The following is a 7,812-nucleotide window of genomic DNA, read 5'->3' as shown; positions in this document are numbered from 1 at the left end:
TGCTTTCCACACCCCATCCGGCCCTTCGGGCCACCTTCCCCGCTTCGCGGAGAAGGGGAGAGGCCCGGTCTGAGAACCGGAAGGATGGATGATCCGCTCGACGAAGCCATGGAAGCCGCGGAAGCTCTGTAACCGGGCCGAGGCTCCTCTTCAGCCGCCCTTCGCCGTCATGGCCGGGCTTGTCCCGGCCATCCACGCGGCGCCGCTGCAACCGTCGCTCGCGTCTGGCCGCTATGTAGCAAGTTGAAATAGAAACGCTTTTTGGACTGACCCTACGATGGCGCTGAAGCGCGTGGATAGCCGGGTCAAGCCAGGCCATGACGGTTGGCCGCTTGGCGCGGGATTCGCCCGACGCGGCGGCGCGACGCCCGCGCCGAGATAGCCGACCCGATCGGAATCCGGTACGACAGTCCCATGCCCCTCCAGATCACCCCTCGCCTCGCGATCGCGGACGACGAGATCGAGCTGTCGTTCATCCGCTCGTCCGGCGCGGGCGGGCAGAACGTCAACAAGGTCGAGACCGCGGTGCAATTGCGCTGGAACGCGATGGCCTCGCCTGCGCTGAGCGACCGCGTCCGCGCCAATGTGGCGCGGCTCGCGGGCCGGCGGATGACCAAGGACGGCGTCGTCGTTCTGCATGCGCAGCGGTTTCGCACCCAGGAACGCAACCGCGCCGACGCGCTCGAACGGCTCGCCGAAATCGTCCGCGAGGCCGCGCTGCCGCCGCCGCCGGTCCGGCGCGCCACCAAGCCGACGCGCGCGTCGAAGGAGCGGCGGCTCACGGAAAAGAAAACCCGGTCCGTGGTGAAAAGGGGGCGGGGCGCGACGGCGGACGACGACTGAGCCGCGGGAATTCCCGTCGACTTCCCCCTCCTCCACCATGCGTCGCATGCTCCCCCCCTCGCCCGCCTTCGGCAGGGGAGGGAATCCGAAGCGCCCCCGCTTTCCTCCCCCGTGAAGCGAAGCGAAGCGGGGGAGGGGGACCGTCCGAAGGACGGTGGAGGGGGCGCCGCCGCCGGGAGTTGGCCGTCGCCGCTTCGGCCTACTTGGCCGGAACCAGCGTGTTCAGATCGACCGCCTGCGCCATCGCCTTGTAGCCGGCGTCGTTCGGATGCAAATGGTCGCCGCAGTCGTAGGCCGGATTGATGCGCTTCGGATTGTTCGGGTCCTCGACGATCTTGTCGAAGTCGATCAGCCCGTCGGCCGTCTTGTTCGACCGGATCCAGGCGTTCACCGCCTCGCGGATCTGCTCCTTCTCGGGCGTATAATAGCCGGACGTCGGCAGCCCCTTGAACGTGTCGACGAACGGCGTCAGCGTCACCGCGACGAAGCGGAGCCCGTGCTCGTGGGCGCGGTCGATGATCTGCTTGTAGCCGGCGATGACGTCGTCGGCGGACGGCTCCGGATCGCCCGGGGTGATCGCGTCCTTGCCCGGCCAGCCGATGTCGTTGATGCCCATCATCATGACCACCGTCGAGACGCGCGGATGGCCGAGCACGGACATATCGAACCGGCTCAGCGCATTCGTCCCCATGCCGTTGGTCAGCACGCGGTCGCCGGAATAGGCCTCGTTGACCACGGCGACGTCCGGGTGGCCTTCCTTCTGCAGCCGCTCGGCGATGTGGTCCGGCCAGCGGCCGTTGCTGTCGGGCGTCGAGCAGGCCCCGTCGGTGATCGAGTCGCCGAAGAACACGATCGCGGTGGAATCCGGTTTCGCGTTGGTCTGGATCTGGCTGAGGAACAGCCGCGATTTCGTGGTGCTGTCGGCCTTGAAGTCGGCGGCCATGGTCTCGTCGCCCGGCCCCGAGATGTAGCCGGTCTGGGCGCCGTCCCAGTGGACGGACGTCACTCCCGTCTTTTTCGGCAGATACAGGCTGACCGCGACGCTCGACAGGGGTTTGGTCGCCAGATCCACCGGATCGCTGTAGAGCCGGGCGCCGGGGGGAATGACCGCCGAGGGGCTGCCGCCGAAGGTCAGCGGTTTGAGCGTCGCAGGATCGACGGCGCTGCCGCCGGTCGAGAGCGCGACGCTCGCCTTGCCGATCGTCATCGGCCGGGTTCCGTACTCGTTGGAGAAGACCGCCCGAAGCTGGTCGCCGCCGACGCTAATGCGCGCGATCTGGCGCAAGGTCTGGTCGCCGAGCGTCTCGGGCGCGCCGAACGGCGCCGGCAACTCTTCGGCCCACCGCGGCGCGGGCGTCGCCGCCCAGGTGGTGATCCACTGCGCCTCGGCCGCTCCGGCGGCGCACGGCGCGACGGCGGCGGCGAGCGCCGCCAGTCCGGCCGCAAGCACAGGTCGCCTCAGTCGCCGAGCCGCGCGCGAGAGGGTTCGCAAGCGTGAGAAACGATCCTTGGGCAAGGTCATCGCCATTCACTCCCTTTCGAAAGTCTTGTCATGGGTCGACGTCGCGCGGGCGCCCTGACGGACGGCGTGGACTGCGTTTTCACGCGCGACCGCTGCGAGGTGTTCGCGCGACCGATGTTCAGGTGACGGGCTGGTTTGTCAGGCTGCCGAAGTCCGAACCGAAACGTTCAAAAATAACGGTGGCGTTGCTTATTCGTCGCTGCAGCGTTGCGCGGTCGAAGGTACGCTGGCGTTCCCGCGATCGTCAAGCCGCGCAACCCGGGCAGAATTCAAGGCGTCGCCGTCGCCGCGGCCGCCCTCGAGCCGAGCGCGGCCTCAGGCCCGCGCTCGCTCACCCCAGCGCCGCGCTGTGCCAGTCGAGCGACAGCGCCGGGTGAAAGTACGGATCGTCGCGCAGACGGTTGCGCCATCGCGCCTTGAAGTACGCCACCTGGTCCGCGTACCGCATCTCCTGCGACCGCCAGACCCCGCGGCTCGCGGCCTCGCGGTGGACCAGCGTCGCCGCCGGCTCGATCAGTGTCGTCCAGCCGCGCTCGCCGAGCCGCAGGCAGAGGTCGATGTCGGAAAACTCGACCGGCAGATTGATCTCGTCGAAGCCGCCGACGGCATCGAACTTGCGCTTCTCCACCGCCAGACACGCGCCGGTCACGGCCGAGATCTCGTGGGGATGGTTGATCCGGCCGAAGAAGCCCGGTTCGTCGGGCGGGCGAAAGCGCTCGAAATGCGTCGCGTGCCCGTCGACGCCGAGGATCACCCCGGCGTGCTGGAGCCGGCCGTCGGGATAGAGGAGCTTGGCGCCGACCGCGCCGATCGTGGGCAGGCTCGCCCAGGCGACGAGGAGGTCGAGCCAGTCCGACGCCGGCGCCTCGACGTCGTTGTTGAGGAAGAGCAGCGTCGGGGCGCGCGCGGCGGCCGCGCCCGCGTTGCAGAGCCCGGAAAAGTTGAACGGCCCCGGCCGCGCCAGAACCCGAAAGCGCGGGTCTTCGCGGTCGAGCGCGTCGAGGTAGGCGAGCGTCGCCGGATCGCTCGACCCGTTGTCGACGACGACCGCCTCGAAGTCCGCCCGGCCGGTCGCCTGGCGCAGGCTCTCGACGCAACTGCGGATGAGGTCGAGCCGGTCGCGCGTCGGGATCACGATCGTCGCGCACGGGCCGTCGCGGCGCGCGGCCGGCGCCGGGCGCGCGCCGCCGCTCGCCGACCGCGGGAGCGCGCTCCCGCCCTCGAGCAGAACCCTGCGCAAGTGCGTGACCCGAACGCAATCGCGAACCGGAAGCGGATCTCGGGCCGCGACGTCGCCGGGCAGGCCGCCGATCGCCCGGCGGGCCCAGCCCGCGCGCGCGATCCAGGCCCGACCGATCAGGTCGGTGAACCCGGCGAGCACCGGACTCCAGTCCGGCTTCAGCTTCAGGGCGCGGCCGATCAGTTCGTCGGCATAGAAGAGGTCGCTGTCTTCCTCCCGCAGCGCCGCGACGCCGGCGACGGCCAGGGATTCGGCCGCCCAGGTTTCGCCGCGGCGCACGACGAGCACGAGATCGTCCGGGGCGAGATCGGCGAGGCAGGCGTCGAAGCGCGCCCCGCCTTCGAAGGCGATGACGTCGCTTCTCGCGTGGGTCGCCGGCGCCGCCAGCGACCAGTGCGGCCACGGCTGGCTGCGCAGCCAGTCGAGCAGGCGGGCGACGCCGCGCCGGCCCGGGTCGGTGGCGATCACCCGGATATGCGGGCCTCGTCCCGCCGCCTCGGGCGCCCGGTCGAACCCGTCCCATTCCGGCGCCCGGCGGCGCGGGCCGGCCCAGCGCCGGTGCGCATGGAGCGGCGCCGAGTGCAGCGCGCGCCGGAAACATCGCTCGGACTCCCAGGCGCTGCCGAACCATCGATGGCCCAATCCGAGCGCGACGAATCTCGGGCGCGCCGTCCAGCCGCGCGCCGCCAGTTGCCGCACCGACAGGGGTCGCGCGGCAACCACCCGGAATGCGAACGAGACCGGCGCGTTGACCGGCGAAACGAGGATCGTCGACGAGTCCGGCGGGATCTTTCCGATCCAGCGCGCGCGACCGAGCGCGGCGGCCGGGAGGATCTGGTCCTGAGCCCCCTGCGGCCCGACGCAGCGCAGGATCGGCCGGCAGACGACGTCGGTCAGCCCGGCGTCGAAGATCAGTTCGATCCACTGCCCCGCGATTTTCGTCGCATCGACGTCGATCCGCAGCCATGGTTGGGGGGACGTCGCCCTCCATCCGTCGGCGGCGGCCAGGACGTCGCGCTCGGCGCTCAGCCGGATCGTCCTAACGGGATCGCCGGGCGAAAATCGAGAAGGCCGGACCGTTGTGATGGTCCGGCTCGTCATGTGCGGTGCGGACGTCGTCAAAGCCCAAAGCCCCCAGCAGGGTCAGAATATCGTCTTTCTCAATCCAGCGATGGAGGTCGTACAGACCTCCGCAAAAAGACGAGTTCTTCCATGCGCCCCAGTAGCTTCGCTTGCGACACCGTACGGAGACGCCGTGCGTTTCGCAAACTTCCGCTTCGCCGACGAAGGCCATGCGCCTCGGGTCTCCCGGCGGCATCGCCTCGTCGCTCGCGTAATGGGTCCATAGATATACGGAATCGGCCCGGAGGCTCAAGAGCTCGAGCAGGCGGATCGGGTTCGCCATGTGGTACAGGACTCCGGACGCCACGATCAGATCAAAGCGGCGCCCGGTCGTCTCGAGCCATGGCGCGAAGTTGCCGAGCTCGAATCTGGCGATTTTGAGGTCGAGCAGCTCCTTGACGACGAGGCAACGCAGGAACGACAGTCGGTTTGCTTCGACGGCGAGCAGCGACGCCGGCCGGCGCTGTTCGATCATGTAGGTGTGCGACGCTTCGAGCGGCCCCAGTTCGAGCACCTTGCGCCCTTCGAGCGGTCCGAATTCATCGAGCGCCCAGAGAATTCGCGGATCGGCGTAAAAGGCGCCGGCGCCGGCGGTCACGCCGACCTCGGGCGGCAGCGCCATGTTCCACCCCTGCAGCGCGTCGACGGCGTTCTGCGCGCTCGGCGGCCCCTCGACGTAGTTGTCGAGCGCCGCGGCGGCCGGAAGGCTCGAGGGCCCGTCGGAGGCGAAGCCGTCGAGCGCCTCGGCGGCGCGCCGCAAGCGCCTCGAAATCGACCGGGCCGCGGGTCTGATGGACCAGGATGTCATCGCGCCGACGGCAGATGGTGAAGCCGGGCCAGTCCCGGCGCGGAACGGTCCTTCGTATACCACGGGTTGACGGCGGGGTCCTCATAGACCTCGGTCGCGTGGCGGTCCCTCAGATTCTGCTGCTCGCGGCGGAAACGATCGATGTTCTCCTTGGTTTCGTCGCTGCCGCGCGACGCCGACTCGCGGTGAACGCAACAGGCGAACGGCGTCCAGACCACGCGGAAACCTTTCTCGATCGCGCGCATGCACAGGTCGACGTCGTTGTAGGCCATGGCGAACCGCTCCTCGTCGAGCGGGCCGATCGAATCCAGCGCCGCCCTCGACACCATCAGGCAGGCGCCGGTCACGCTCGACATCGACTGGCGCACCCACAATCGTCCCATCGGCCCCGGGAAATCCTCCTGCTGTTCGAGCCACCAGTGCCCCGCGAGGCCGCCGAAGCCGACGATCACGCCCGCGTGCTGCAAGGTCCGGTTGGGATAGAGCAGCTTCGCTCCGACCACGCCGACGTCCGGGTAATCGAAACACGCCGCCATTTCCTTCATCCAGTCCGGCGCCAGCACCTCGATGTCGTTGTTGAGCATCAGGATCATCCGGCCCCGGGCGAGCGCGATCCCCTTGTTCACGGCGCGGGCGAAATTGAAGCGCTCCGGCTCGACGACGGCGCGAAACGGGATCGGCCCCTGCCGCAGCCGTTCGTAGAGGCTCAGCACGCTCGCGTCCGTCGTGCCGTTGTCGATGACGACGATCTCGAACGGCTGGTAGTCGGTTTCGCGCAGGAGGCCGTCGAGAACCCTGGCGATCAGGGCGGGGGAGTCCCGGTTGGGGATGATGACCGAGACGAGCGGCCAGTCGCGCTCACGTTCGGCGAAGCGGACCTGATGGAGCGAGCCGCGGGTCTTCGCCACCGGCGCGCCATAGGCCTCGGCGAGCGCGCGGCGCGCGTTGTCGCTCGCCCGCTCGAAGTGCTGGGCGCTGTGCGAAGCGCCGTCCCGCCGCCACAGATAGGCGGGGTAGGGCAGGTGAACGCATTCGGACGGCGCGAGGCCGCGCGCGTAGCGCAGGAGCAGGTCGTAATCCTGCGATCCCTCGAACCCCTCGCGAAAGCCGCCGAGCGCCAGGAACCGCTCGCGCCGGTAGAGCGACAGGTGGTTGAGGTAGTTGAGCCCCGACAGCAGCACCGGATCGAAGGCGGGCTTGAGATGAAAGGCGACGGGACGAAGGCGCGCGTCGGCGACGACTTCGTCGGTGTAGAGGAGCTGGGCCTCCGGCCGCGCCCGCAGCGCCCGGTCGATGCGATCGAGCGCATGCGGGGCGAGCGCATCGTCATGGTCGAGGAAGCCGACCCAGGGCGTCGTGGCGGCGGCGACTCCGGCGTTCGACGCCGCCGCGATGCCGCGATTGCGCGCGTGGCGCAGGATGCGCACGTTGGGGAGGGACGCATTGCGGTCGAGCCAGGCGCGGGTCGAGCGCGCGGTCGAGCCGTCGTCGCTGAAGATCAGCGCGGCCGCGCCCGGGCGCTGCGAGCGAACCGAGGCGACGAGCGCGTTCAGGTACGACGGCGGCGTGTCGAAAGTCGGGACGACGAGCGTCACGAACGGCGTCGCCAGCGGCGTCGGATCGGCTTCCCGCGCCGCCAGCGCCACGACATGGTCGAAAAACAGGGCGTGTTCCCGACGTGTTCGCCACGCCGCCGCCGCCATCGCGAAGGAGGACGCGAACCCCCAGCCCCGCAGGGTCGAGGTCAGGACGGAGCTTGCGCGGCGCGATATCCGGGAACCAAATCCATCCATCCAACCCAACACGGCGCTGTCGCTCTACGCCGGACCGGCGTGGACGCGGCGCTTTTGGAGCGTTCCGCGACACAAGGCAATCCGGGAATCCGCGGGATACCACCGCAGCGAGTGGAATTGCGCCGGATCGCCGGCGCGCTCGCTGCGCCGCCCGGAGAGAAAAACTGCGCTCGCGCGCGGAGTTGTTTGCATTGTCGACCTCGCCGGTCTATGTTTACATGAATATCGTGGATGAAACAACAGGCCCGTCCTGCTTCGAAGAGGCAGGCGGCGGGGAATGGTCGGGCGGTCGAGGGATGAGCACTGCTGTCAAGGAGGCCGAGGCGGACGCGCCCGGCGTGGTGAAGGTCGACTCTGGACTTTCGGCCTTGTCGCTGATTGCGGGATATTACCGGATTGCGGCGGATCCTTCGCAGTTGCGGCATCAGCTTGCGCTGACGGGGCGGCAGGCCGGTTCGGAGGATCTGGTTCGGGCGGCGAACGT

6 protein-coding genes are annotated in these 7,812 nt (G+C 69.2%); 2 read left to right on the top strand and 4 right to left on the bottom strand.

Annotated elements, in window-relative coordinates; translation table 11 throughout:
* Positions 1-414 precede the first annotated feature (414 nt).
* Complete coding sequence (gene arfB, locus DFR50_RS22890) at positions 415-843, top strand: alternative ribosome rescue aminoacyl-tRNA hydrolase ArfB (protein WP_113891644.1); 429 nt, start codon at positions 415-417, stop codon at positions 841-843.
* A gap of 199 nt (positions 844-1,042) precedes the next feature.
* Here arfB and DFR50_RS22885 read toward each other — a convergent pair whose 3' ends face one another.
* The 4 genes from DFR50_RS22885 to DFR50_RS22870 form a co-directional block, all read right to left on the bottom strand.
* Positions 1,043-2,293 (bottom strand): SGNH/GDSL hydrolase family protein, encoded by a 1,251-nt coding sequence (locus DFR50_RS22885; protein ID WP_245428064.1) that lies wholly within the window; start codon positions 2,291-2,293, stop codon positions 1,043-1,045.
* A gap of 403 nt (positions 2,294-2,696) precedes the next feature.
* Positions 2,697-4,706: a glycosyltransferase gene (locus tag DFR50_RS22880; protein ID WP_113891587.1), complete on the bottom strand. Its 2,010-nt coding sequence runs from the start codon at positions 4,704-4,706 to the stop codon at positions 2,697-2,699.
* The gene (locus tag DFR50_RS22875) at positions 4,645-5,487 is read right to left on the bottom strand and encodes a class I SAM-dependent methyltransferase (protein WP_245428062.1); all 843 of its coding nucleotides are present in this window, start codon (positions 5,485-5,487) and stop codon (positions 4,645-4,647) included. Before DFR50_RS22875 ends, DFR50_RS22880 begins: the two co-directional genes overlap by 62 nt.
* A gap of 44 nt (positions 5,488-5,531) precedes the next feature.
* Entirely contained in the window at positions 5,532-7,340 is a 1,809-nt protein-coding gene (locus tag DFR50_RS22870; protein WP_245428060.1) for a glycosyltransferase family 2 protein, read from the bottom strand.
* A gap of 179 nt (positions 7,341-7,519) precedes the next feature.
* On the opposite strand from DFR50_RS22870, the gene DFR50_RS31610 reads away from it, so the two are divergent.
* A partial coding sequence (locus DFR50_RS31610; RefSeq protein ID WP_147262865.1) for a cysteine peptidase family C39 domain-containing protein occupies positions 7,520-7,812 on the top strand: 293 nt, incomplete at its 3' end.

The organism is Roseiarcus fermentans, from assembly GCF_003315135.1.
In the GTDB taxonomy this organism is placed as follows: Bacteria; Pseudomonadota; Alphaproteobacteria; order Rhizobiales; family Beijerinckiaceae; genus Roseiarcus; species Roseiarcus fermentans.
The sequence above is the reverse complement of the archived record's forward strand: the minus strand, read 5'-3'. Positions and strand labels throughout refer to the sequence as shown.